Origin of the sequence: Geotalea daltonii FRC-32 (genome assembly GCF_000022265.1) — a bacterium.
Classification (GTDB): domain Bacteria; phylum Desulfobacterota; class Desulfuromonadia; order Geobacterales; family Geobacteraceae; genus Geotalea; species Geotalea daltonii.
The window spans coordinates 2292651-2315320 of record NC_011979.1 but is presented as its reverse complement, the minus strand read 5'-3'; the positions used below and the strand labels follow the sequence as shown (position 1 = coordinate 2315320).

At 55.5% G+C, this 22670-nt stretch carries 29 protein-coding genes and 1 pseudogene; 7 read left to right on the top strand and 23 right to left on the bottom strand.

Annotated features, from left to right (window positions below):
* Positions 1-26 precede the first annotated feature (26 nt).
* Positions 27-1166: a metallophosphoesterase gene (locus GEOB_RS10365; RefSeq protein WP_012647167.1), complete on the bottom strand. Its 1140-nt coding sequence runs from the start codon at positions 1164-1166 to the stop codon at positions 27-29.
* A gap of 183 nt (positions 1167-1349) precedes the next feature.
* Here GEOB_RS10365 and GEOB_RS10360 point away from each other — a divergent pair, with 183 nt between their 5' ends.
* The 4 genes from GEOB_RS10360 to GEOB_RS10345 all read left to right on the top strand — a co-directional run bounded on the left by GEOB_RS10360 (position 1350) and on the right by GEOB_RS10345 (position 5882).
* Positions 1350-2582: a GAF and HD-GYP domain-containing protein gene (locus GEOB_RS10360; protein WP_012647166.1), complete on the top strand. Its 1233-nt coding sequence runs from the start codon at positions 1350-1352 to the stop codon at positions 2580-2582.
* Between the two features lie 155 nt (positions 2583-2737).
* On the top strand, positions 2738-4234 hold the full coding sequence (locus GEOB_RS10355; protein ID WP_012647165.1) for a M16 family metallopeptidase: 1497 nt from the start codon (positions 2738-2740) through the stop codon (positions 4232-4234).
* Between the two features lie 39 nt (positions 4235-4273).
* Complete coding sequence (locus GEOB_RS10350; protein ID WP_012647164.1) at positions 4274-5707, top strand: M16 family metallopeptidase; 1434 nt, start codon at positions 4274-4276, stop codon at positions 5705-5707.
* A gap of 67 nt (positions 5708-5774) precedes the next feature.
* Positions 5775-5882 carry an RCKP-type rubredoxin-like domain-containing protein gene (locus tag GEOB_RS10345; protein ID WP_012647163.1) on the top strand — a complete coding sequence of 36 codons (108 nt, stop codon included), beginning with the start codon at positions 5775-5777 and terminating at the stop codon, positions 5880-5882.
* Positions 5883-5943: 61 nt separating this feature from the next.
* On the opposite strand, the gene lepB is transcribed toward GEOB_RS10345, so the two are convergent.
* The 12 genes from lepB to GEOB_RS20760 all read right to left on the bottom strand — a co-directional run bounded on the left by lepB (position 5944) and on the right by GEOB_RS20760 (position 14191).
* Entirely contained in the window at positions 5944-6696 is a 753-nt protein-coding gene (lepB, locus tag GEOB_RS10340) for a signal peptidase I (RefSeq protein WP_012647162.1), read from the bottom strand.
* 231 nt (positions 6697-6927) lie between these two features.
* Positions 6928-7137, bottom strand: coding sequence for a hypothetical protein (locus GEOB_RS10330; protein ID WP_012647161.1), 210 nt, complete (start codon positions 7135-7137; stop codon positions 6928-6930).
* On the bottom strand, positions 7124-7687 hold the full coding sequence (locus GEOB_RS10325; RefSeq protein WP_012647160.1) for an RNA polymerase sigma factor: 564 nt from the start codon (positions 7685-7687) through the stop codon (positions 7124-7126). The genes GEOB_RS10330 and GEOB_RS10325 overlap by 14 nt, the downstream gene beginning before the upstream one ends.
* Positions 7688-7842: 155 nt before the next feature.
* Positions 7843-8442 carry a transglutaminase-like domain-containing protein gene (locus GEOB_RS10320; protein WP_012647159.1) on the bottom strand — a complete coding sequence of 200 codons (600 nt, stop codon included), beginning with the start codon at positions 8440-8442 and terminating at the stop codon, positions 7843-7845.
* A gap of 45 nt (positions 8443-8487) precedes the next feature.
* Positions 8488-8910: a putative toxin-antitoxin system toxin component, PIN family gene (locus GEOB_RS10315; protein ID WP_012647158.1), complete on the bottom strand. Its 423-nt coding sequence runs from the start codon at positions 8908-8910 to the stop codon at positions 8488-8490.
* A complete protein-coding gene (locus GEOB_RS10310) occupies positions 8907-9197 on the bottom strand; it encodes a type II toxin-antitoxin system Phd/YefM family antitoxin (protein ID WP_012647157.1) in 291 nt (96 codons plus the stop codon). The genes GEOB_RS10315 and GEOB_RS10310 overlap by 4 nt, the downstream gene beginning before the upstream one ends.
* A gap of 105 nt (positions 9198-9302) precedes the next feature.
* Positions 9303-10157, bottom strand: coding sequence for a 4Fe-4S binding protein (locus tag GEOB_RS10305; RefSeq protein ID WP_012647156.1), 855 nt, complete (start codon positions 10155-10157; stop codon positions 9303-9305).
* 22 nt (positions 10158-10179) lie between these two features.
* Positions 10180-10752 carry a flavodoxin family protein gene (locus tag GEOB_RS10300; protein ID WP_012647155.1) on the bottom strand — a complete coding sequence of 191 codons (573 nt, stop codon included), beginning with the start codon at positions 10750-10752 and terminating at the stop codon, positions 10180-10182.
* 62 nt (positions 10753-10814) lie between these two features.
* Positions 10815-11525, bottom strand: a complete 711-nt coding sequence (locus GEOB_RS10295) for a class I SAM-dependent methyltransferase (RefSeq protein WP_012647154.1) — start codon at positions 11523-11525, stop codon at positions 10815-10817.
* A gap of 45 nt (positions 11526-11570) precedes the next feature.
* Complete coding sequence (locus tag GEOB_RS10290) at positions 11571-12380, bottom strand: SDR family NAD(P)-dependent oxidoreductase (protein WP_012647153.1); 810 nt, start codon at positions 12378-12380, stop codon at positions 11571-11573.
* A gap of 264 nt (positions 12381-12644) precedes the next feature.
* On the bottom strand, positions 12645-12947 hold the full coding sequence (locus tag GEOB_RS10285) for an ArsR/SmtB family transcription factor (protein ID WP_012647152.1): 303 nt from the start codon (positions 12945-12947) through the stop codon (positions 12645-12647).
* A 95-nt stretch (positions 12948-13042) separates the two neighbouring features.
* Positions 13043-14191: an isochorismatase family protein gene (locus tag GEOB_RS20760; RefSeq protein WP_012647151.1), complete on the bottom strand. Its 1149-nt coding sequence runs from the start codon at positions 14189-14191 to the stop codon at positions 13043-13045.
* A gap of 181 nt (positions 14192-14372) precedes the next feature.
* Between GEOB_RS20760 and GEOB_RS10275 the strand changes: the two genes are divergently transcribed.
* Positions 14373-15329, top strand: coding sequence for a GlxA family transcriptional regulator (locus tag GEOB_RS10275; RefSeq protein ID WP_012647150.1), 957 nt, complete (start codon positions 14373-14375; stop codon positions 15327-15329).
* A gap of 99 nt (positions 15330-15428) precedes the next feature.
* On the opposite strand, the gene GEOB_RS10270 is transcribed toward GEOB_RS10275, so the two are convergent.
* The 9 genes from GEOB_RS10270 to GEOB_RS20315 all read right to left on the bottom strand — a co-directional run bounded on the left by GEOB_RS10270 (position 15429) and on the right by GEOB_RS20315 (position 21769).
* Positions 15429-16040: a GyrI-like domain-containing protein gene (locus GEOB_RS10270; RefSeq protein ID WP_012647149.1), complete on the bottom strand. Its 612-nt coding sequence runs from the start codon at positions 16038-16040 to the stop codon at positions 15429-15431.
* A gap of 23 nt (positions 16041-16063) precedes the next feature.
* Complete coding sequence (locus GEOB_RS10265) at positions 16064-16921, bottom strand: AraC family transcriptional regulator (RefSeq protein WP_012647148.1); 858 nt, start codon at positions 16919-16921, stop codon at positions 16064-16066.
* A 113-nt stretch (positions 16922-17034) separates the two neighbouring features.
* The gene (locus GEOB_RS19345; protein WP_012647147.1) at positions 17035-17808 is read right to left on the bottom strand and encodes a CPBP family intramembrane glutamic endopeptidase; all 774 of its coding nucleotides are present in this window, start codon (positions 17806-17808) and stop codon (positions 17035-17037) included.
* Positions 17809-17834: 26 nt separating this feature from the next.
* Entirely contained in the window at positions 17835-18125 is a 291-nt protein-coding gene (locus GEOB_RS10255; protein WP_012647146.1) for a DUF1330 domain-containing protein, read from the bottom strand.
* Positions 18126-18149: 24 nt separating this feature from the next.
* Complete coding sequence (locus GEOB_RS10250; RefSeq protein WP_041267124.1) at positions 18150-18629, bottom strand: methyltransferase family protein; 480 nt, start codon at positions 18627-18629, stop codon at positions 18150-18152.
* 91 nt (positions 18630-18720) lie between these two features.
* Positions 18721-19290 (bottom strand): DUF6624 domain-containing protein, encoded by a 570-nt coding sequence (locus GEOB_RS10245; RefSeq protein WP_012647144.1) that lies wholly within the window; start codon positions 19288-19290, stop codon positions 18721-18723.
* Between the two features lie 249 nt (positions 19291-19539).
* Positions 19540-20013 carry a GNAT family N-acetyltransferase gene (locus GEOB_RS10240; RefSeq protein ID WP_012647143.1) on the bottom strand — a complete coding sequence of 158 codons (474 nt, stop codon included), beginning with the start codon at positions 20011-20013 and terminating at the stop codon, positions 19540-19542.
* A gap of 90 nt (positions 20014-20103) precedes the next feature.
* Entirely contained in the window at positions 20104-20931 is an 828-nt protein-coding gene (locus tag GEOB_RS10235) for a methyltransferase domain-containing protein (RefSeq protein ID WP_012647142.1), read from the bottom strand.
* A gap of 16 nt (positions 20932-20947) precedes the next feature.
* Positions 20948-21769: a nitrilase-related carbon-nitrogen hydrolase gene (locus GEOB_RS20315; RefSeq protein WP_195892547.1), complete on the bottom strand. Its 822-nt coding sequence runs from the start codon at positions 21767-21769 to the stop codon at positions 20948-20950.
* Positions 21770-21809: 40 nt separating this feature from the next.
* On the opposite strand from GEOB_RS20315, the gene GEOB_RS20310 reads away from it, so the two are divergent.
* On the top strand, positions 21810-22136 hold the full coding sequence (locus GEOB_RS20310) for a hypothetical protein (protein WP_195892546.1): 327 nt from the start codon (positions 21810-21812) through the stop codon (positions 22134-22136).
* Here GEOB_RS20310 and GEOB_RS20675 read toward each other — a convergent pair.
* Positions 22025-22360 (bottom strand): annotated as a pseudogene (locus tag GEOB_RS20675) (hypothetical protein); the annotation flags it as partial. The gene GEOB_RS20310 and the pseudogene GEOB_RS20675 overlap by 112 nt on opposite strands.
* Between GEOB_RS20675 and GEOB_RS20305 the strand changes: the two are divergent.
* Complete coding sequence (locus GEOB_RS20305) at positions 22287-22559, top strand: hypothetical protein (protein WP_195892545.1); 273 nt, start codon at positions 22287-22289, stop codon at positions 22557-22559. The pseudogene GEOB_RS20675 and the gene GEOB_RS20305 sit on opposite strands and share 74 nt — an antisense overlap.
* Positions 22560-22670 lie beyond the last annotated feature (111 nt).

Genomic DNA, 22670 nt, shown 5'->3' with positions numbered 1-22670 from the left:
GTCGTCAACCAACCAGGCTTACATGGTTAACGAGCAGGGATGATGGTGATGACGGTAATCTCGGGCGGGGCAAGAAAGCGGATCGGCGGCCCCCAGGTGCCGGTACCGCGGCTTACATAGAGGGAGGAATTGTTTGGATGGCGGGAGAGGCCCATCTTCACCGGGTAAAAAAGGTGGGTCAGCAGGTTGAATGGAAATATCTGTCCCTTGTGAACGTGACCCGACAGCTGCAGGTCGAACAGCCCGAGGGATGCAGGTTCGATTACCGGACGATGCTTGAGGAGCAGGGTGAAACGATTTCTTGAAAGTCCGGCAAGCAGATCGGTTTCTGCCGGCGCCTTTTTCCTGGAGTCCCGCAGGGAAGCCGGATCATCTACTCCGACTAGATCAAGCAGACCGGCAACGGCAGCAGTCTCGTGGCGAAGTATTTTGAAATCCGCCTTTTCCATAAAGGAAAGGGCCTGTTGCAAGCCGGCGTAGACCTCATGATTGCCGGTGACGGCAAATTTGCCCAGAGGGGGCTTCAGCTCCTGCAGGAGCGGCACCATCACTCCCAGTCCGTCCAGCTGACTGTCGAGCAGGTCCCCTGTGGAGACCACCATGTCAGGATCCTCCGCCTTTACCAGCTCAAGAACCTTTGTCAGACGATCCTTCCCGACCATAACTCCCAGATGCAGGTCGGAGATCTGCACCACCACCAGTTTTTTCACCGCTACGGGCATTTTGGGCGAAGTAATGGTGATCCGCTCTGCTTTTATGTGGCGGGCTTCAAAAAATCCATACATGGAAATAACGGCAGCAATGAGCAGAGGGAGATAAAAACCAGGGACTGCTTGCAAAGCAAAATCTGAGAATCCCCGGTCGAACAGCTTTCCTGCAACGATCAGCAGCAAATTGTATAGTTTGACGGCAATTGAAGCGGAAAAAAAAAGAAAGAGAAAACCCATCCATGTATAGCTGATATGGGCAATGACGCTGGCTGTGGGATGCATGCCGTGCAATTCGGTTACCCGCACCAGCACCGGGGATATGACCATGATGACAAAAAAAACAACCATCATGGCAGCCATGGCATTACCGAATGCCATAGCCTCTTTAGCCTTGAAAAAGACATATGCGTGCAGGCTACCGTAGATAAGAAAGAACGACAACAGAAACAGACTCATGTTACCCCCGCAGGTTCAATTGGCATGTGGTTTAACTCTACCACAACAACCTGTCGCCAAACAAAAGGAGTTTCGAAGTAGCTTCCATCGTTACCTGAAATAAATGTATGGCAAGATACGCAAAACTTTCTATAATGAAGACACTCCACTCCTTAATGAAATTGACCGGCGGATGGTGAATCCATGACGAAAATGAGCGGCAAACTGCAAAGGATCATCGATCTTGGGCTGGTGATTTCCCGCATCAACGACATCGATCTGTTGCTGGAAAAGATCCTCCTGGAGGCCAGAAATTTTACCAGGGCAGACGCCGGGTCCATCTACATCAGGGAAGAGGAGAAGCTGCTCTTCAGCTACACCCAGAATGATACCCTGCAGAAAAAACTGCCTCCGGGTAAAAAACTCATCTATTCCACATTTTCCATCCCCATCGACCACCACTCCATTGCCGGGCACGTTGCGGCCTCAGGGGAAGCGGTAAACATCGCCGATGTATATCAGCTCACAGATAATGATCCTTTTTCTTTTGACAAAAGTTATGACGACATCGCCGGCTACCGGACCCGATCCATGCTTACCTTCCCGCTCAAGACGGCCCGCGGCGAAATTACCGGAGTACTGCAGCTGATAAATGCCAAGGATGGAGGCGGTGCACCGGCCCCATTTGCTGCTGAAGATGAACCCCTCCTTGTGCACTTTGCCAATAATGCAGCAAATGCAGTGGAGCGGGCCAAACTGACCAGGGGGATCATCATGCGCATGAACATGATGGCGGAACTGCGGGACCCCAAGGAGACCGGCCCTCACGTAAAAAGGGTCGGCGCGTATTCTTCGGCCATCTATGAGACATGGGCCATGAAAAAAAACATCCCCCCTGCTGAAATTGAGCGGAACAAGGATATCCTGACCATGGCGGCCATGCTCCATGATGTGGGCAAGGTGGCCATTTCCGATGTCATCATGAAGAAACCGGGCCGCTTTACCCCGGAAGAATTCGATATTATGAAGCAGCACACGGTGCTTGGTGCCCGCCTCTTCGCCGAGCTCTACTCCGATGTTGACGAGGCTGCTTACGTGGTGGCACTGAACCATCACGAGCGTTGGGATGGGCAAGGTTATCCGGGCCATGTGAACCGCCGGAGCGGGGAACCTCTGCCGGGGCAGCTGAATTCAGATGGGGCTCCGCTCGGCAAGAAGGGGGAGGAGATACCCCTTTTCGGCAGGATAGTGGCCATAGCCGATGTCTATGACGCCCTCTGCTCCCAGAGATGCTACAAGGAGGCGTGGAGCGAAGCAGAGGTTCTGGAGAAGCTGCGCAGCGAATCGGGACGGCAGTTCGATCCGGAAGTGGTCGAGGCATTTTTTGATTCCCTGGACATCATACGGCACATCTCCAGCATCTACCCCCAAGAATGAGTTCAGCAGTAAAATTAGAAATTTTAAAGACGAAACCCCATCCTATAGCCGCATCACATCAAACAATGTATTTTTAGCCATTGCCTTACCATCTTCTTAATGGTATTTATACGGCTCTCTGCAAAAAATCCATCACAGCGAAAGGTCCTACCATCATGAATGCCTTGCAGCGAATCGTCCTATTTACCGTTCTGTGCGTCGTCTTTACCACCCCATTTGCCTTTTGCCAGGGTCTTGAGGACAAGGTGAAGGAATATACCATGAAAAATGGCATGAAGCTCCTCTTGGTCGAGCGCCATACCTCCCCCACCGTCGCCGCCTGGATCAGGTACCGGGTCGGCAGCGTCGACGAGCGCAGCGACGAGCGAGGGCTGGCCCACCTTCTGGAGCACATGCTCTTCAAGGGCACCAAGACCCTGGGCACCACCAATTATGCCGAAGAAAAGCCTCTCCTGGACAAGATCGAGCAGACTGCCCAGGCCCTGATGCTTGAAAAATCCAGACGGGAAAATGCCAATCAGGAAACCATCGACAAATTGAAAAAAGAGCTCTACGCCCTGGAAAGAGCGGCGGAGAAGTATGTGGTCAAGGAAGAATTCTCCCAGATCTATGCCAGGAATGGGGGCTCCGGCTACAACGCCTTCACCAGCAAGGACGGCACCACCTACCTCATCAACATGCCGGCCAACAAGATGGAGCTATGGGCGGCCATTGAATCGGACCGGATGAAGAACGCCGTGCTGCGGGAGTTTTACACGGAGCGTGATGTGGTCATGGAAGAACGTCGCCGCTCCTATGAGACGGAACCGGAAGGTCAACTGTGGGAGAATTTCGTTGCCACCGCCTTCGTTGCCCATCCTTACGGTCAGCCGATCATCGGCTGGATGTCCGACCTGCAAAACCTGTCGCGGACCAAGGCGGAGGCCTTCCTCCATAAATATTACGCCCCCAACAACGCCATTATAGCCATCGTCGGCGACATAAAAATTGCCGAGACCATAGCCCTGGTGGAAAAATTTTTTGGTGACATAGCGCCGGGAACACCGGTGCAGCCGGTTGCAGTGGAAGAGCCACAGCAGCTTGGTGAAAAGCGGATCGAAGTAGAGGCCGACGCCGAGTCGCAGCTGATCATAGCCTTTCACAAGCCCACCTTTCCCTCTCCCGATGACTACGTCTTCGATGTCATAGATATGCTGCTGGCCGATGGCCGCACATCCAGACTGCACAAGAAGCTGGTGGTGGAAAAACAGCTGGCCACCGATATTTCCTCATTTCCAGCGCCGGGAACCCGCTACCCGAATCTGTATGTCCTGGCTGCAACCCCGCGGGACCCACATACGGCAAAAGAGGTGGAAGAGGCTGTTTATGAGGAGCTGGAACGGCTGAAAAAGGAACCGGTTACCCCTCCCGAGCTGCAGCAGATACTCAACAAGCTGGAATACGAAGAATCACGACAGATGATTTCCAACGGTGGCCTGGCGAGAAACCTCACCGAATACGAGGCGACCACCGGCAGCTGGCGTTATCTGATCGAGCACCGGCAGCATGTCGCCAGGGTGACACCCGACGACGTCATACGCGTGGCGCAGAAATACCTGGTGAAGACGAACCGGATCGTAGGAGTCATCGCCAAGCGCCAGGCAGGCAAGTAGCCCATCTTCTGAAAAAACTAGACCATTCCGAGGTTAGCCATGAAAAACATAAAAAGAGCTTTAACTGGATGCGGTTTTTTTCTCAGCCTGGTGCTGGTCATCTCAGGATGCACCACCGGCGCACAGGTGGCAAACCCGCGAACCATGGCCTTTTCGCCACTTAAGTTCGAGATTCCCAAAACTGAGCGGGTACAGCTTAAAAACGGCATGATCGTTCATATGCTGGAAGATCACGAACTCCCCATCGTCAGCATCACCGCCTACATAAGGACCGGCAGCATTTATGAGCCGGCGGACAAAGCCGGGCTGGCCGGGCTTACCGGGGCGGTAATGCGCAGTGGCGGAACCAGGTCCAGAACACCGGAGAAGCTGGATGCGGAACTTGAATTCATGGCTTCATCCATTGAATCAAGCATCGGCGCCGACGTGGGCAATATTTCCCTCAGCTGCCTGAAAAAGAATCTGGATACGACCCTTTTCCTCTTCGCCGATCTGGCCATGAATCCGGCTTTTCGCGAGGACCGGGTGGCTCTGGCAAAAAATCGCACCATCGAAGGGCTGCGCCGCCAGAATGACAACCCCAAGGAAGTGGCGGACCGGGAACTGCAAAAGGCCATCTATCCCAATCACCCCTTGGGGAGAATACCCACCATCGAAACGGTGAAGAGCATCAGCAGGGATGACCTGATCAAATTCCATCAGCGATATTACCACCCCAATACCATGATGCTCGCCGTAGCCGGCGATTTCGACAAGAAGGAGCTGATCGAAAAGCTGGAAAAGACCTTTGCCGGCTGGGAAAAGTTGGCGGTCGAATACCCTCCCGTCCCCCCGGTGCAAAAGGAGATAAAGCCCGAGGTGTTGCTGGCAAGGAAGGATATTGGCCAGTCGGTGATCCGCATGGGAGATCTGGGCATCGATAAGAACAACCCGGACCTTTACGCGGTAAGGATCATGGACTACATACTTGGCGGCGGTTTCACCTCGCGCCTCACCCAGGAAATCCGCTCCAATCAAGGACTCGCCTATAACGTGGACAGCCACTTCGATATCGGCCGTCAGTTTATCGGCACCTTTGTGGCAGAAACCGAAACAAAAAGCCAGTCCACCATCAAGGCGACCAACCTGATGCGTGACATAATCGCCGGCATGACTAAGGCACCGGTTACCGACGAAGAACTGAAGCTGGCCAAGGATTTCATGATCAACTCCTTCATCTTCGGCTTCACCAGACCGGATACCATCGTCAATCAGCGGGTTCGGCTCGAATATTTCGACTACCCGGCAGGTTACCTGGAAAACTACCGGGATAACCTGGCCAAGGTGACGAAAGAGGATGTGCTACGCGTGGCTAAAAAGTATCTGCACCCGGAGCGCATGGTGCTGGTGGTTGTCGGGGATGAGAAGAAACTGGATGGGCCACTTTCTGCCTTTGGGCAGGTGAGGGAGCTGAAATTGGAGAACGGGAAATAACCCCCCTGCTCACGTACGTTCGCTTCCCCCCTATGGAATAGGGGGATTAACACATAAGGAGAAACACATGGCAGTATGGAAATGCAGTAGTTGCGACTACACCAAGGAAGGACGGTGCAAGCCCCAGAAATGTCCCCAGTGCCAGGAGAAGGGGAACTTCGAGAAGGCGGAATAGCCACCGGCACAAAAGACAAAAATGCCTCCAGCCTGCAAGTGCGCTGGAGGCATTTTTTTATCTACCTGCCCGACGTCACGACCATGCCGATCCGTTCCAGTCTAACTCCGGCATCACCTTTAGACCAGTAGATCTGCCGCGCCTTCCCCGCCAGGTCCCGCAGCGGAATATAACCGGTGGTAGCGCTGCCTGGCGCCGTAGGCTTTTCGCCGAGGACATAGACCATGCCGTGGGGCACCGTTTCCCCGTCCGGGGACTTCTGCCCAGGGAGCGCCGCAATCTTGCGGATGAAGATCTTGCTCCGGTCGTCGGGATTGACGAACATCACCACGTCCCCCACCTGGGGCGCTGCCCGCCGGTAGGCGGTCTTATCCGTCAGCACGAAGTCCCCCCGCAGAACCGTCGGCGACATGCTTTCGGCAACGATTCGGAACGCCTCGATGGTGGAGGATTTTATATGGGCGATCACCGCACCGTTCACCGCCACCATCCCCACCAGCCAGGTAGCCAGGTAGAAGTACCAGCGGTTGTATGGCCTCGGCTCCCCTTCCCTGCGCGTCACCGCCGCATCCCGCATTGCCCAGAGATAAAAGATGATGACTGACAGCAGCGTTACGCCGGTACCCACCATGAGCAGCCGGTCCGGAAGGCGCACCGCCCAGCGAAGCCCGATAAGGGCGATCATCTCGTAGATGGCGAAAAATGAGATCCCTTTGACCAGTTTGCCGTTCACCATCTGCCCCAGACCGGGCATGGTCATTCCTAGAAGAAGAGCCGGCCAGTTCACGCCTTTCGATGATGTTGTTCGTGACATGAGTTACCTCCCTGAGAGTTTTTAGACATTGCCGTGGCGCGAAATCAAGCTAGTTTCCATCCGGAAACGGTCCTTTTTCGCCCTGGCGGTGTCAATCTTCGGTCTTGCTTGTGCGGCGTACACATGTACGCCTCCGCGCAATCCCTTGATTTCCTTGCCAGAACAAAAAATTCCTCGTTTCTCTGCTGGAAACCGGTAGTGTCTCATCCGGACTTTCCGTATAGACACAAGCTAGCCGCAAAAGGAAGGGGCGAAGAAGGAGCCGATCATCCGGAACAGGTTCACCAGTGTCAGGACAGATCCACCAACCGCCAGAGACCAGCGCAGCGGCGCAGACAGCAGCAGTGCGGGCAACCGCTCCGGTATCGGCTGCCGAGCTTCGGCTCGAACAGCAACCATAACGCGGTGCACAAAATGAGGTGACGGTTCAAATTCTGCCATTGTTCTCTCTCCTGTATATCTGCCCCATAAGCGCTTTCAACCCTTCCTTGGCCCGGAACAGGCGCGACTTCACCGTACCCAGTGACACCCCATCCTTGGCGGCAATCTCCTCCAGCGACTTTCCCGCCAGGCTTTGCAGAATGGTCTCACGAAAAGGCTCCGGCAACTGCTCCAGCGACCTGCGCAGTGCCTCCCGGCGTTCCCCCGCTAGAAAGAGCTCCTCCGCATCAGGGATGGAGCCAGCCGGCTCGGGAATACCCTCAATATCCACAAAGTTGCGTAGGGTTCGAGCCCTCACTTCAGAAATGCACCGGTTGCGGGCCAGGATGAACAGCCACGCTGCAAAGGGAACGCCCCGGTGAGGGTCGAAGTCTCGCAGCCCTCTGAAGGCATCCAGAAATATCTCCTGCCCCAGGTCCTCCACAAGCGCCTCGTCACGCACCAGCCTGTAGATAAAATTCAGCAGGTTGCGGTGATAACGGGAAACCAGAACGGCAAAAGCCTCGGTATCACCCGCCTGGATACATTGTATGACCTGGATATCTTCCATTTGCTCTGCTTTCGGGTTTGTTTTACTGGTTTATACGCGGCAGGAAGGGGAAGGTTCCCGATTTTTTGTAGGCAAGATAAAAAAGGAGAACAGGAAGGAACTCTATTTTATGAATGAAGCCGCGAGTAGGAATAAAAGACGTTGGTACCGCATGTTCAAAACGGCCCCGGCAAATCCCGCCACAGCTCGGTTCTACTGTTGTATTTCCGCAGCCGGTTAACTACCGTCCTTGCCGGTGCGGCAAAAATAGTGTCATAGATAAATTCACCGGCCGCCGGTTCCATGGAAAAGGCCAACTGCTCCTTCTCAACGCTGAACTGGGCATCGATCCCCCCGGTGTTGCCCCGGGGATCAATGCGGAGCCATCTTTCGAGGCTCCGCAGATAGACCCCGTTAAAGCCATGCAATACCAGCTGGTTATTGACCGGCGGGTCCAGGCGCAAAACCTGGTAGCAGAACCCCGCCGGGATATTGACAGCCCTGAGCAGGGCGGCCAGCAAATGACTCTTGGCAAAGCAGATCCCCGTACGATGCTGTAGCACCTCTTTCGCGGTGCAGGTAACCAGATCTATCCCCGCATCGTTGGAGTGGGGAATGGTATCCCGGACCCACTCGTAGAGGCAGCGGGTTTTTTCCACGTCATCCGAAATCGATCGAGTCAGATCCGCAGCCTTCTGCTGAACCGCAGGTGCCTCCCAATCTACGATCTGGTCTGAAACGAGATAATCTTCAATTTGTTGTGATTCAGGATTCATTGGTATCCTCTAGGCCAGGGTCTCTTTAACTCCTTGCCTGGCTTGTCAGAGAGAGGTATTGCGTCGTTCTCGGTAAAAGGACAGAAACTGTGTGGGAGAAAGCACCGTCACGCCCTGACAAAGTTGCAGTGGAAAGTGAACCTGATTCCCTGTGACAAGACATTCTGCACGTGCGGCTATCGCCACCTCAAGGAATGGCTCATCGTCCATATCAGGCAATGGTTGGGGAAGCGGAGAACCGGCTACAGTGGACCCCTTGTATTCGATGTAATCAAGTAGGGCCGCAACCATGTCCTTCTCGAACTTAAACTTCGGGCGGCTGAGAACCTCTTGGTACTCAGCCAATACACGGGCATCGAGAGCAAGAATGAGTTCACCCGACGAGACCATGCGGACGATTTCCCCGCAGGGGCCGAAGGGTGACAAGAGGCCGGCAACCAAGACATTGGTATCGAGAACAATTTTCATTGCTTGGTACGCTTCTTCCGTACGGCCCTGATTTCCTTGTCGATCTCATCCATAGTTATCTTGTCCGTTCCTTTGTCTGCAGAATGGCGTTGCATACTTGCCACTGCCTCGACTGCCCGCGCCTGCCGAAATGCGGAGAGAGATTCTTCAAGATTGGATTCGTTTATTGCCGCAAGAATGGCAATAGGCCTTCCGTTGCTGGTAATGACCATCTCCCGCTCCCCAGGGAGTTCTTTCCATACTTCCGCAGACTTACCTCGCAGATCACGCACGCTGACAAATTTCATCCTGGCACCTCCGTTTTTGTGTCACAATTATGCACACGAATGTCACTCGGGTCAACATTCAAAAGTCAACGTTGGGTTCAGACACCACAGCATAACCGACAGCTTCTACCACAGATGTGCCGCCACCGGCGACTTCGCCCGGTCGTCAAGGCTGATTGCATTCGTCTTGCATGCCGAACGACAGATCCCGCAACCATAACAGTGGGTCTGATCGACGACGGCCTTTTTATTGGAAGCGCTGTAGCCGAGGGCACCGAACTGGCAAAGGCGCATGCACTGGCGGCATCCGCTGCACGACTCGGGATCGATTTCCGCCACATACTCGGCGCGAAACATCACCGGGACATCATGGGTAACCGTGGCCCGCATGGCCAGGCAGTCGGTGCGGTCGCAGTTGCAGATACCGCCGATGAATGGGGTCTGGAAGGTCCACACTGTGTGGCATAGACCTTCCAGCTCATGGGCACGCATGGCCGCAAGGGCCTCTTCCTTGGTGAGGATTTCGTGCTTATCGTCGGCAGGGCCGCCGTAAAAGCTTCCATCTACCCCTTGGAAAATCTCCAGGGCCTTTCCCCCGTCGGGTCCCATGCTGATGCCGTAGCAGTAGCGTTTCTCCTTCCCCACGGTGTTTTGTCGGCAAATGCAGGCCACACGAACGACCGAGTTGGTGAACTGGAAGATCTGCTCGATCTCCTCGATGGGCACTACCTGCCCGAAATGCTGCTTTTTCATTCTGCGGGTGACCAGCCGGCCGACCACATTTCTGATGAACCAAGGGAGCCTGTGCAGACGCTCCAACCTTTGGACGCTCCGGTTGGTCTGCGGTCCGAACTGTTCCGGGTCGGCGAAATGTTCCATGAACCTGCGCCGGCGCAGGTCGCTCAACAGGTCCTCGGAATAATTCTTCGCCTGCAGGTACCACTTCTCACCCTCGCCATGCTTGAGGCAAAACTCGCACATATTTCCTCCGGAGCGCTTTTAATCATGCCATTATCGCGGCAGCCGCGTCCGCCGCTTCCTGCAAGGTACTTTCGGAAACATCTGCGGCTCCTTCCCCTCCCAAGCCGCAGGCACGGATCAGACGGATTTGGGCAAATCCCCCCCACTTGAGGAAATATTCGTAGCGGGGGAAGATGTCGGCAAAATGCTCCGGATCCGGATCGCCCTGGGTGAGGATAAAGAGAAGATTTTTCCCAGGCTGCAACCGGGTCGGTTGCGGATTGGTTTCATAGTCCGGAACCAGGTAAGAGAAGGTGCGGTCCATGAATCCCTTGAGCTGGGCGGTGATGTCACCGTAATAGACCGGCGAGGCATAGACAACCACATCGGCATCCTTAACCCCCTCCAGCACCTGGCTAAGATCATCATCGAGGACACAGTGGTCAGCGGTCGATTTACAGGCATAGCAAGCCTGGCAGCCACGGTATGATAGACGATTCAGTTCGAAGATACGGGTTTCTGCACCAAGGCTGCCGGCCTTTTCCAGAAAGCGCTGGGCTATTGCGGCACTGTTTCCATTCGAACGGGGACTTCCCAAAAGACAAACGATTTTCATATCTTCTCCTTAACCTTATTTATTGGTTGCTGCAACAAAAAGTTGATGCAGCGGAAGTACCACTATGGACGAGCCAGTATCACCTCGGAAGGAAACAGCATCTGCTGATGATACTCTCTTACCACTACGAAAAAGCCATGCTCTCGCAATTTGTCGGAAAGGCACACACCACGACAGCCCCCCATTGCCCGAGGTGACAGTCTATACAGGGTTTCGTACAGCCGACTGCCGAATCGTTCACCCCGGGTCATGTTCACCAGAACCAGCCGCCCCTCTTTCTTCAGGACCCTCCTGAACTCAGCAAGGATCTTATCCATGTCTTCATAGGGGATCAGGTCGAACATATAATTATTCACCAACAGATCGACCGAGTCATTTTCTGCCTGAAGATGGAAGGCGCTACCTGTGGAAAATTCGTAATTGCCTCCTCGTACCTGCGCAAGCCGCTTCCGGGCTCTGGAGAGCATCCCCTGGGATAGATCGATCCCCATGTTCCGCCCATGGGGATTTCTCTTCACAATTTCCAGGAAGGCCAAACCAGTGCCGACGGCCACTTCCAGCACTGTTTCACCGTCCCTGATCGCCGCAAGGTCGATTGCGCGCCTTCTGGCGTGGGACTCGGCCAATCTCCCCCAGATATCGTAGATGCCGGACACCCGGTCGTATAAAGGGGCGATCTCCTCCTGGGGGACGCGCGCATCCAGTCCCTCTTTGGCGAGATGGGACCCACTGGTGCAACAGGTAAAACCGCTACAGCAAAATTTAAGATTCATCGTCTCCTCCTTTTCTGATGTCCGACAACATCAACCTGTTAATGGTCAATGGGCCGGCTTTTGTTCCAGCATCCACCTGCCGATCCTTGCCACTAGCCGCCTGGGGGCAAATCGTATGGATGCAATGGTCGCCTGGTTCATAATTCCCGGGACAACCACTCCTCGGTTCTCCTGCAGGGCCTCGTACCCTGCAGCGGCGACCGCAGCGGCATCCATCAGCGGCCCTTTAAAGATGCGGGTTTCCTCCATATTGGCCCTTGCGGCAAATTCCGTTGCCGTTGCACCGGGACATAAGGCCGTTACCTTGATGCCGGAACCTTGCAGTTCCCCGGCCAGAGCCTCGGTAAAGCTGAGGATGTAGGCCTTGGTGGCGCAGTAGACGGCATTGAGCGGCACCGGGGCAAACGAGCCGGTCGAACCCACGTTGAGGATGCCGCCGTGCCTGCGCTGCAGCATCGCCGGCAGGAAAAGCTTGGTGAGGGAGGTGATGGCAGCGATATGGAGCTGGATCATCTCCAGTTCCCGCTGGAGACTGGTATCGGCAAAAGGGCCGTATTCATTGAAACCGGCGTTGTTGACCAGAATATGCACCGGGATGTTCCGCCTCTGCAGGTCGTCGAAGATTTGTTGTGGAGCACCCGGCACTGCCAGATCCACGGTTATCCCCATGCTGCTTATGCCGAAGCTTTTCTCGAACTCGGCACCGATCTCCCCCAGCCGCCGGGCATCCCTCGCCACGACCACCAGGTTATGGCCATTGGCGGCAAATCGACGACACAACTCATATCCGATGCCGCTGGTAGCGCCGGTGACCAGCACCGTCTCCCGGTCATCCCACTGCTCCTCTCCACCCATAGACTCCTCCTCTGTTATTGATATTTTGACAATTCAACAAACATCGAAATGACCGAGCAAAAAAATGGTTCCTCTGACATTGCCGGAGGAGGCAGTCGCGGCATCGGGAGTGAGCGACGAGCTACAGCTGCGAGCGGACACCCGCCGCATGTGGAACGGAGAGGCAACCAGCCAATTCAAGCATAGTACACCATTACTCGTGCGGCACCGCAAGGTCCGCAGCTGTGGCGACAGAGGCGAACGGACGATGTCGCGACTGCCCGCTCATACTGTAGAATGGGGAAACGTCAGGACCTTGCTCACCTCTTCTACGGCCTTCTCGTTGACCCTTGCCACCAGGAACTTCCCCTTCCGTTCCGTGACGATCAGCCCGGCATTGGCCAGTTCTTTCAGGTGATGGGAAATGGTCGGGGCGCCGATGTTGAGGGAGCCGATGATGTCACTGACGAAACAGTCGCAACCTGTTTTGAAACTTGCCTCGTGTTTTCGGGCAATCTCCAGATATAATTCGAGCCGGTTGGGGTGGGATAGTGCTTTGAGCATCTTGGCCAGTTTTTGGGTATCCATTTGATTCCTTCACTTCGATAGTTGTCGAAGTATAGAAATACGTTAATAGTCCTGCGCTGTCAAGGATTGTTTTCAATACTGGCCGGCGCAGGCGATCAGGTAGCCCTGAGCCTGCGTGCGCGCCGATTCGAACTGTAGATCGTGTCCCTTTCCGGCTCAGCACCTGTCGCAAGAATGGAAATCCATTCATCGGTCCCCATGACGGCGGCAAAGCGGGCTTGCATCACCACCATCATGACACGATGAATTTCCGCCGCACCGGCTGCCCCGGCCCGATTTTCATATGGAACAGCCCCGGTGGCATCGGACAGGACTTCCATCGCAAACCCGGCATGGACTCCTTCCACGACTGTCGAAAGATCACAGTTGTGCGTCATGTACCCAACGATGGTAATGGTATCGATTCCGTGCGCCCTGAGCCATTCTTCCAGACCGGTGCCGGCTAAGGCGCTGGGAAGACCTTTCAAGACATAGTGGTCCCAGCCACGGGATCTGACTGTGGCGTGGAGTTCGGCGCCATCCGTTCCCCTGGCAAGGAAAGGAGCGCCTTCCGGCAGCACGTTTTGCACAACCACAACCGGCACACCGGCAGTCTTGGCCGCATCCATCGCCCTGCCGATATTGGCAAGAGACTGCTCAACCGGCGGAAATTCGATCGGCACTTTACCGCCCATATAATCGTTTTGCACATCGATAACGATCAGTGCACGTCCTGGCGCTTTTGCCACAGGTTTCTCCTTTTCATCAAGTTGTTCAGGATTTCCAACACCCATTTGTGCAATTTCCTCGCTGCTAATATCCATCAGCCGGAAATCAACCGGATTTCCCAGGATCTCCTGGCGGCATTCACCGCGGTCCACAAAGCCGATCCGTTGATACAGCTTGATGCCCCGGCTATTATTCTTCCTGACGATCAGGTGGATTCGGGAAAACCCATGCTTCTCAAAGCCGATTCGCAGCGTCTGCAGGGTAATGTTACCACCAAACCCCAGTCCGGTTTTGTCGGCACGCAGGGCGATGCGGAATTCAGCTTCTGCCGCACCAGTTTTGCGCAAGATGGTAAATCCTATCAGTTGATCCCCTTCTTCCACAGCGTAAGCGAAGGCTTCCCCCTTCGTCAGACATTCATCAAGCCAGCCCTCTTCCCGCAATGCATAGTCCATCTGCGCCATGTCCCCCGGATAGGGCGGCCAATTCTTGATCTGCGTTAAATCACTCTCTCCCAGCGCTCTTAGTTCAGCCATGATGATTCCTCCTCTCCGATCGTTGCTGTAAAACATTATCCATCGGAAGGCGCAAGAATAACAGTGGCCTGATTGACAATATCTGTTACAATCGGGCCATATTTGGATCATTCACTTCCGACGCCACGACTGCCTTCCCCGAAAATGTCTGAAGAACCGAATATTTTTACGGAGAAATGGGATGTTAAAAGACAACATAGCAGTGGTAGCATTCAACGGCATTAGTCCGCTGCACCTCTCGGTTCCCTGTGCCGTATTCGGAGAAGACCGACGGGATGCCGGAGTGCCGCAATTCAAGGTGGTAGTCTGTGGTGTGGAGAGGGGGACGCTGGCCACCAGCGCCGGATTCTCGCTGACCGGGCTTAATGACCTGGGCGAGCTGGAGAAGGCCGGGATCATCATCGTTCCCAGCTGGTATGACCCCAATGAGCTGCCGCCGCAACACCTTTTGAGGGCACTGCGCAAGGCCGCCGAACGTGGTGCGATCTTGGTGGGACTATGCCTCGGCAGTTACGTTCTGGCTGCAACCGGGCTGTTGGATGGTTGCCGCGCTACCACCCACTGGGCCTGGGCCGATGATCTGGCAAGCCGTTACCCGCTGATCGAAATAGACCGGGATGTCCTCTATGTGGATGAAGGGACGATAATTACCTCTGCCGGTGGGGCTGCCGGAATCGACTGTTGCCTGCATATCCTGCGCAACATCCATGGCGCTGAAGTGGCAAGCCGCGTGGCGCGCCGCCTGGTGGTCCCGCCCCATCGCCAGGGGGGACAGGCGCAATACATCGAGCAGCCGTTGCAGAGCACGCCCACCGTCGACCGCTTCGCCCAGGCACTGGAATGGGTACAGCAGAACCTGGACCACCCCCATAGCCTGGATACCCTGGCCGCCCGCGTCTTCATGAGCCGCCGCACCTTTACCAGGCGCTTCCGCCAGGCAACCGGCACCACGGTCGGTAAATGGCTTCTCAATCAGCGACTGGCACTGGCCCAACGCTTGCTGGAAACAACCGGCAAACCGGTAGACCAGGTCGCCCGGCAGGCCGGTTTCGGCTCAGAAATTTCCCTGCGTCTGCATTTCAATAAAATCTTGAAGATCTCACCCACACGGTACCGCAAAGAATTTCGGGGTGGGTGACGGACGTTTCATTCATGGCCTTGGGATGGCGGCTATGCCGTCAAAAAGAGAAAGAAATGTCTCCACTCCGATGGATGCCTCGCTGAGTATTCCTGATAATCATGACATTGGTTGCCTGACGATAGTCTTCCACTTTTCCGGTGCTGCCCGGCGAATGTCGCTTAAATATATTTCGTGGTGTTTACCTACCCTGCTGCTGCCATTCTCTTCTATGAATGCATGCACCTTCTCGATGGTCGGTCCTTCCTCGGAGAACGGCCCAATGTGCATGGTCTGAGCTGCTCTCCCCTCGTGGAAACTCTCGAATCTCCACAACGGCAGGGCAACGGGATTCTTCTTTTTTTTCACCTGTTCCAGAGCCTCTGCAACCATTGCAGCAGTAATCAATTCGGGCTGCATGATCATTACCGTCCATTTCCAGGCATCCTTATTACCGGTGACGAAGGCATTCATGTCGTCGGACCACCAGAGGGCTTCCAGCGGCATCACCCCGTAATCGATTCCCCCACCCCTGTTCCTGATCATGAATTTTAACGTGTAGGCAACCGAAAACAGCGCTTCTACGGCGTCGCTGAAGGATTTTGCAGTGTTGGGATTCCCTTCCCCGTCGACCATGAGGAAACTCATCTCGGGTACATCCACAATGCCGACCTTGCCGACGGAAGGGGCGTACAGATGTTTCAGCTGCTTTTTGTAGTCTACCTTTTCCATAGTCATCTCCTCCCGAATGGGGTTTATTCAACCGGAACCCAGACCTCTGTCCGGAGATTCTCCGGCTTCGTCCGTCGTGGGTCCCGGTTCAGGTACATCTCGAAGCAGGGGGCTTCTCGCAGCTGTCGGTCTGTTCCAGGGAGCCATCCGGCAAAGATGGCATTTATCGTCGCCCCCATCCGTTCGTAAGCTCCCCGATGTAGAAAAACAGCATATCGTCCACCTGCAATGCGTTGAATCCCCACTTCATTCTCAGGTTTCACACTCCCTGGGAATGTGATGCAAGCGTCATAGCGGATGCGGTTCTCTGGGGTGATGTTGGGATCGTCGTGGGATATGCCGATTAATTGCGTTTCTCTGGTCATCAGGCGCCGCGCGTAAGCGAAGGCCATTAGCGCCTGCCAGGCCGCGGCTGCAGCTTCCTCATATGGGCCCGTTTTCCGGACGAACAGGACATCCCTGCCGTTCACACTCGTCAATTGCGGCTGCGGCACTGCGGCCGTCTCCCTATGCACCAAGTCCGTCCCTGGTTCCCACGGCCCTCCATTTCCCCTGAAGGCTGATGGCGTCTGCCCAAAATGCTCACGGAAAGCCTTGGTAAAAGCTGCAGGTGTCTCAAAACCGGCGGCCAACGCTATCTCCGTGATCCCGCTGTCGGTGCGAAAAAGACGTTGTGCGGCCCTTTCCAGCCGCAACCTCCGAACATGACCATGGAGGGTCTCCCCCATATGTGCAGCAAAAATGCGATGAAAGTGGAAGGGAGAAAAAGAGGCCACTTCAGCCAACATGGTCAAGGACAATGGTTGGTCGAGGTTCGCATCGATATGGACCAGGACCCGATTCACCCGCTCCTGGTAATTGTTGACTGTAGTTTCCTTCATTCTTTCCCTCTTCCACAAAGAGAAATAGCACGGGCACATGGCTCCGCGCTATTCCAATCTTGCTAAAGTTACAGGGGGCATATCATGCTGAACCTGGGCAGCACAGGTTTGATTCAGAAACCGGCAACTGAAAACACAATCGCCACTATCACAAGGTCTGTCAGCACATGTCCGGCCCACGGAGCAAGCAGCCCCCGGGAGCTAAGCCTGATAACTCCCAGAAGGAACCCGTAGACGGTCGCAAGTGCAACCCCGAGCCACCCCCGAGGGAAGCCGCCGATGTGGATGGTGCCGAAGGCGATGGCCTGGAGGGGCAAAAGGATAGAGGTCGGCACCTTTGACTCCACAAGGCCCCCGACCACAGCGCCGCGATACACCATCTCTTCCACGGCAGCGTTTACCATGGCGAATATAAGGCCACCGACAACAAGAACGGGCAAAGATGCTTGAGGGACGAAGCTCCGGATCAGATCCGCGATACCCGGTTTTGTGAGCATGAACCAGGCGATGAGCGCCACCCCGCTGACAGCAGCGGTGCCGAAACACAAAAGAATCACGGTGCGCCCGAACTCTCCCCGGCAAAACCAGCCCGAGCCGCGTCGCAGGTGTGGGAACATGGCTATGACAAGCAGATACAGGACGATCACCAGGGCAAATGAGAGCTGGGAGTATGGGATATGCAGAAAAACAACGCCGCCAAATATGGTGCCGAACAGCCCCAAGGGAAATGAGGGCTTTCGCCATGACAAGGCAGAAACGATCACCATGGCAACCTCGATTGCAATTTTGCCGGAGGTCGGGACAACCGGAACAAGCGCCATCAGTATGACTATGGTGGCGGCAAACAGCTTGACCGGCAGATTGTGGTCATCCAGATGGGAGGGCACAGGACTCCGCATTTCCGTTACAATTTTTAAAGTTTTCTTACCAGGGTAAGCTTCAGGTCGCACGCCTCTTTCCTGAGATCCTTCCATGGTTGGTATTCCTTGGATGCATACCACTTCCTGAAGGCCTCCACGCTGGGCCATTCCTGCATCACAAACAGCTTCGGCAGCCAGTCACCCTCGATACTTTCGATCCCCTCGCTTCTCAATGTGACCTTGCCGCCGTATTGATCGATCGTCGGCATATGTCCCTTTAGATACTCGGCAAATTTTTCCTTATCTTTCACATGCACTTCCATGAGCGCCAATACCGGTTCCATCACAATCTCTCCTTCTACCTTCAGTTACACCAATAAATAGCGGGGCACCTTTTTCATATACTCCTCATAGGTCCTGCCATATCTGAGCCTGCAGACCCGCTCCTCTGCCAGAATCATTAAATGCTGTAGAACTACGAGGATGACCGTAATGGCAAAGAGGATAACATTGAGTGAAACAACGCAGATACTGAAAAATAATATCGTCGCCGCCACATAAAGCGGGTTTCTTGAAACTTTGTAAGGCCCGGCAGAAAACGGCTGATCCAAAGGCGTTGCGGCAAGTATATACAGTGTGGCGACAAAGAAACCCAGACCTATGAGATAAAGGGCCATTCCCCCGTAAAGAGCAGGCTTGATGGAAGTGAACGGTGTCCACACGGCAACAACCATGAAGGGATACGGGGCAACCGATGCGCCGATGGTGTAGAATCTTTCCCGGGCATTGTAGCCGGTCATGTCGGACATACGCTTTGCGACTCCCTTTTTGAGGCCGCAGACAGCCATCCCCAAAACCACCGGAACACACAGTATCCAAACGTTCGGCAAGCCCAATATGAATGGAGGCGTCAAAACGGCCTCCGGACGTTACGGCTCTTCATTTAGCCTCCTGCCTATTTTCGGGGGTAGCGGCCACGCGATGACGCCGTACCGCGTTCTCCCTCTCTTGTATCCTGTTTGTCGCCTCCGCGAGAGTGTCCAATCCCATTTCTCTCCGCAGGTTGTCGACATCTTCCGGATTCTTTATCGGTAGGGGAAAAGCAGTTCCATTTTCATCAATCTGATGCTGGGTACCATAAATTTGCGGTCTGCCGGACATGGTCAACACCCGGTCCTGCAGGTAGGCCAGGTGCCAACCTTCTGCCTCACCGCTTCTAACGGCCGCTCCGAGCAAGGCGAGACAGGACTCCATGAATGCTGTATCAAGCACCGCATGCTGGGCGACCAGCCAGGCGGCGTCGGCTCCTTCCTTGCCCACCAGGCTGCGTCCCGGCCATCCATATTGTTCGACAATTTGTTTGATGCGCGCGTTATTTCGCTCGTGGATCTCCTTGATGCGAGGATGGTATTCGACCGTGCCCAACTCACCATTTTCTATCAATTCCTGCAATACTCTCTGGTCTTCATGCTGCATCAGACAAAGTTCGTCACGCAGGTCTTCGTTCAATTATGCCTCCCATTCAAAGGGTCTTCGCTTCATCATCCCCTACGGCCCATCTTTCCGATTTTCAATGTTACCGCAATCCTTTTGATAAGGGAGTCTTCTGTAAAAAGAGGAAGTCCTGTTGCATTGAAACGATAGCGGCCGATTGTGATAATCAAAAGAAATGATGCGAACGTGAGAGCAATCATCCGTCTTATCTTCATGATCATCATTTTCACCAAAGCTCAGATGGGGGAGTGAGGATGCATTTTTTCAACCGGCGATTTCCCCTTGCAATGCGTGTTTCTCCATGAAAACAAGGGAAAGCCGGGAATTCACTTTTTCGGTTCTGAACTGCCCATAGCCGAGCCGCTCATACAGGCGGATGTTTGCGCTGCTCCTGTGGCCCGTATAGAGCTCAAAGCGATCGACGGCAGTAAAGCGGCTCTCGATGGCAGCCATGAGCTGCGTGCCGAGGCCGTTCCCTTGCCAATCCGGGTGGACCATCAGCCGGCCGACGAAACAGGTATCCCCCACCTGAAATCCCTGCACCGAGCCGACAATCTTTTCTCCGTCCACGGCCTTCAGGACCGTGCGCCCCGGGAACTCGGCCATCAGCTCATCCAGGGTCTGGGTCAGGGGCGGAATGCTGAAGTCGTCGTACAGTTCAGCCTCGCTCCTGTAAGCCAGCCGCTGCAGGGCCAGTATTTCCGTTGCATCCGCCGCGGTGGCGGGTCCGATGATCATCTGCGGCGGCTCCTTTTCACATATTTGAGTAGGATTCGCATATGGTTTCTTCTCCTCCCGGTTGTTGTACTGTCCCTTGGAGCTACAGTTTCATGGTTTGATACCGATGGTGTAGAGGACTTCCACGTTCAGCCGGATTCCTGAATCGCTTCGCAGCCGGTCGATCTCCTCCAGGTGCTCTCTCCTGAACCGTTCCAGTTCCCCTTGGGGCAACTGGTCGATCAAGCCGCGGAATCCGCCGTTTCGGATCACCTCCCACCATGCGTTCGCATCCTCAAGGTAGTAGCCCAGGTCCTTCCTCTCCACCCTCACATGGGTGAAACCGGCAGCCCGGAACAGGGCTTCGCAAGCCTCTTCCCGGGCGATGCTCTTCCATCTCAAGGGAGGCCGTTCGATGCCGAACAGTTCGATCCGGTCCAGAAAGAGATCGACACAGGGTGAAAAAGTCCCCTCGTAAAAACAGGAAATGATCGTCCTGCCGCCGGGCTTGACCTTGTCGGCAATATGTCTCAACTGCCGCTCCATATCTTCCACGAAAAAGATTCCGAAAGCGCAGACGGCAGCATCGAAGCTATTGTCCGGAACCTGCAGCGACTGCATGTCCATTTCCAGAAATTCCACTCGGTTGCTCTGCAAGGTCTGCGCTTTCTCCCGGGCCTGGGCCAGCATAGCGGCAGAGAAATCTACGCCCGTAATCCGGGCGCGGGGCATGCGGCGGGCAAGGGTCAGGGCCATGTTCCCCGTTCCCGTGGCGACATCGAGGATATGGATGGCCTCCTCCGCGTTGAAACATTCGGCCATGGCAACCGCACTCTCCTGAAAAAACCGGAGCGACCGGTTGTCGTACCCCGAAGCAACCGTGTCGAAAGTCTCTTTTACCGCCGCCTTGCGCTCTTCCTGCATTACATCTCCGCTCATCGTTCCCCCTCCATTTTCATCTGTAATAGAGTATCTCGACCCCCTTGTTCTTAATGTCGAAGTGCTGCTTTACTCTGTCGTGGCGTGTCTTCTTGCCTGCCTGTTTGGCTCTCACGAACGACCTCACCGCCCCTGCCGACAGCAATAGCAGGAACAGGCCGCACAGAAGCGGCGGCCACTCCCCGAGCAGGCGGTAGAGGGTCGGAACCTGCCCGACGGGGACCGTGGCCATAATGATCCTGTCGTTATCCTCCCACGCCGACATGCTGGCCCGAACTCTCCCGTATTGATCGAAAGCCATGGATGTTGCCCAGCGGACGGGGCGGACGACAGAGAATCCGCCCTGTATCGCGCTGACGCGGGTCATGAGCGTATGAAGGGGGTCGATCCCGCGCCAGTCAGACGACGGCAGCACCACAAGATCTGCGCCGCCCCTGGAGTGTTCGCGGACGATGCCGGGGTTGTCGTAATCGTAGCAGATAGCACCGGCAGCGCGCCCCCACGGTCTCGCGTTGACCCTTATCGGATCGGTCCCCCGCAGCGAAGGCTCACCCGGTACGGGGTGATGCTTGCGATAGGTCTCGATCTCACGGCCATCGGGGCCGTACCAGACGTACTTGTTGTCGAAGGAGAGTGGCGCACGCGAAAGAACGACCCCGTATGCCATGACAAAATCGACCCCGTGTTCCCGGGCGAAACGTGCGGCTCTCTCCTTCAGGGAAGCTTCCTCTCCCTTTTCCATCAGAAGGGTCGCCACTTCATTCCAGGCGACGAGGGCGGCACCCCGTGACGCAGCCACTGCGGAACGGGCGAAGAGCTCGTCTACGTTTCGCGCCAATGCCTCACGCGACGGGAAGCCGTCTCTCAGGCCGAGATCGGTGACGACCCCCCCTACGGTGACGGTTTTCATCGGGGGGAGCCTGTCGAGCCGCCACGCCCCCCAGGCATGGGCAGCGGTAATCATTGCCGCTGCCGCGTACAGATGGGGATGGATGCGCCTTCGCTGGTCCGAGCCGATCAGTACCGCGACGGTCGCGGCAAACCAGGCCATGATGAAGCTGACGAGGCCGAGACCGCCGAGCGACACGAGCTGGAGAAGGGGCAGGTTGTCCAGCTGGGAGGCCGGCATCGTCCCCCATATCCCCTGCCTTGCCACTGAGTACCCGAACCAGTCGACTACGGTGACGATAGCCGCGAATGCATAGACGGCGGTCAATTCGCCTTTTGCACGGCGGATCTTTTCAGTGGCATAGATCATGAGCCAGATCGAAATCCCGGCGGGAATGCCGAAGAGGAGCGACAGGGCGGGGTGTACCGGGTCGGTGATGATCTTGGCCGTCGCAAGGAGGCCCGCGGTGCATGTCACGCCGAAAAATACGAGCCAGCGGCGCCAGCCCGCCATCCTGCGTGCCACTACGAGAAACGGCACGGGCGCGATCCATCCGAGGAGCGCCACCCCCCATCTGTTGGCGGCAAGGGCAACGGTGGCGATGCCGAGCAACAGCCAGAGCCACGTCGGCAGCTTATCGGCGGGGGGACTGGAGGTCTCCCTGTGGATACGGGCATTGTGCGGCATTATCTTTTCCCCTTCCGCGTGGCATTCTCTCCCTCAGCCTGCCTTGCGCTAATGGAGCGCCATATGAACGCGAGCTGGGCCTTCCACGTTGCCCCGAGCGTTTCGGCCGCGCATCCGTGCAGGACTACCGGCGCTCCGAAGAATATGGATAGAAGCGTCACAT

Bases quoted from the DNA above. Each gene is read 5' to 3' on its own strand.
- GEOB_RS10365 (WP_012647167.1), bottom strand. From the start codon at position 1,166: ATGAGTCTGTTTCTGTTGTCGTTCTTTCTTATCTACGGTAGCCTGCAC.
- GEOB_RS10360 (WP_012647166.1), top strand. From the start codon at position 1,350: ATGACGAAAATGAGCGGCAAACTGCAAAGGATCATCGATCTTGGGCTG.
- GEOB_RS10355 (WP_012647165.1), top strand. From the start codon at position 2,738: ATGAATGCCTTGCAGCGAATCGTCCTATTTACCGTTCTGTGCGTCGTC.
- GEOB_RS10350 (WP_012647164.1), top strand. From the start codon at position 4,274: ATGAAAAACATAAAAAGAGCTTTAACTGGATGCGGTTTTTTTCTCAGC.
- GEOB_RS10345 (WP_012647163.1), top strand. From the start codon at position 5,775: ATGGCAGTATGGAAATGCAGTAGTTGCGACTACACCAAGGAAGGACGG.
- lepB (WP_012647162.1), bottom strand. From the start codon at position 6,696: ATGTCACGAACAACATCATCGAAAGGCGTGAACTGGCCGGCTCTTCTT.
- GEOB_RS10330 (WP_012647161.1), bottom strand. From the start codon at position 7,137: ATGGCAGAATTTGAACCGTCACCTCATTTTGTGCACCGCGTTATGGTT.
- GEOB_RS10325 (WP_012647160.1), bottom strand. From the start codon at position 7,687: ATGGAAGATATCCAGGTCATACAATGTATCCAGGCGGGTGATACCGAG.
- GEOB_RS10320 (WP_012647159.1), bottom strand. From the start codon at position 8,442: ATGAATCCTGAATCACAACAAATTGAAGATTATCTCGTTTCAGACCAG.
- GEOB_RS10315 (WP_012647158.1), bottom strand. From the start codon at position 8,910: ATGAAAATTGTTCTCGATACCAATGTCTTGGTTGCCGGCCTCTTGTCA.
- GEOB_RS10310 (WP_012647157.1), bottom strand. From the start codon at position 9,197: ATGAAATTTGTCAGCGTGCGTGATCTGCGAGGTAAGTCTGCGGAAGTA.
- GEOB_RS10305 (WP_012647156.1), bottom strand. From the start codon at position 10,157: ATGTGCGAGTTTTGCCTCAAGCATGGCGAGGGTGAGAAGTGGTACCTG.
- GEOB_RS10300 (WP_012647155.1), bottom strand. From the start codon at position 10,752: ATGAAAATCGTTTGTCTTTTGGGAAGTCCCCGTTCGAATGGAAACAGT.
- GEOB_RS10295 (WP_012647154.1), bottom strand. From the start codon at position 11,525: ATGAATCTTAAATTTTGCTGTAGCGGTTTTACCTGTTGCACCAGTGGG.
- GEOB_RS10290 (WP_012647153.1), bottom strand. From the start codon at position 12,380: ATGGGTGGAGAGGAGCAGTGGGATGACCGGGAGACGGTGCTGGTCACC.
- GEOB_RS10285 (WP_012647152.1), bottom strand. From the start codon at position 12,947: ATGGATACCCAAAAACTGGCCAAGATGCTCAAAGCACTATCCCACCCC.
- GEOB_RS20760 (WP_012647151.1), bottom strand. From the start codon at position 14,191: ATGGCTGAACTAAGAGCGCTGGGAGAGAGTGATTTAACGCAGATCAAG.
- GEOB_RS10275 (WP_012647150.1), top strand. From the start codon at position 14,373: ATGTTAAAAGACAACATAGCAGTGGTAGCATTCAACGGCATTAGTCCG.
- GEOB_RS10270 (WP_012647149.1), bottom strand. From the start codon at position 16,040: ATGGAAAAGGTAGACTACAAAAAGCAGCTGAAACATCTGTACGCCCCT.
- GEOB_RS10265 (WP_012647148.1), bottom strand. From the start codon at position 16,921: ATGAAGGAAACTACAGTCAACAATTACCAGGAGCGGGTGAATCGGGTC.
- GEOB_RS10255 (WP_012647146.1), bottom strand. From the start codon at position 18,125: ATGGAACCGGTATTGGCGCTCATGGAAGTGCATGTGAAAGATAAGGAA.
- GEOB_RS10250 (WP_041267124.1), bottom strand. From the start codon at position 18,629: ATGGCTGTCTGCGGCCTCAAAAAGGGAGTCGCAAAGCGTATGTCCGAC.
- GEOB_RS10240 (WP_012647143.1), bottom strand. From the start codon at position 20,013: ATGATCATCGGACCCGCCACCGCGGCGGATGCAACGGAAATACTGGCC.
- GEOB_RS10235 (WP_012647142.1), bottom strand. From the start codon at position 20,931: ATGAGCGGAGATGTAATGCAGGAAGAGCGCAAGGCGGCGGTAAAAGAG.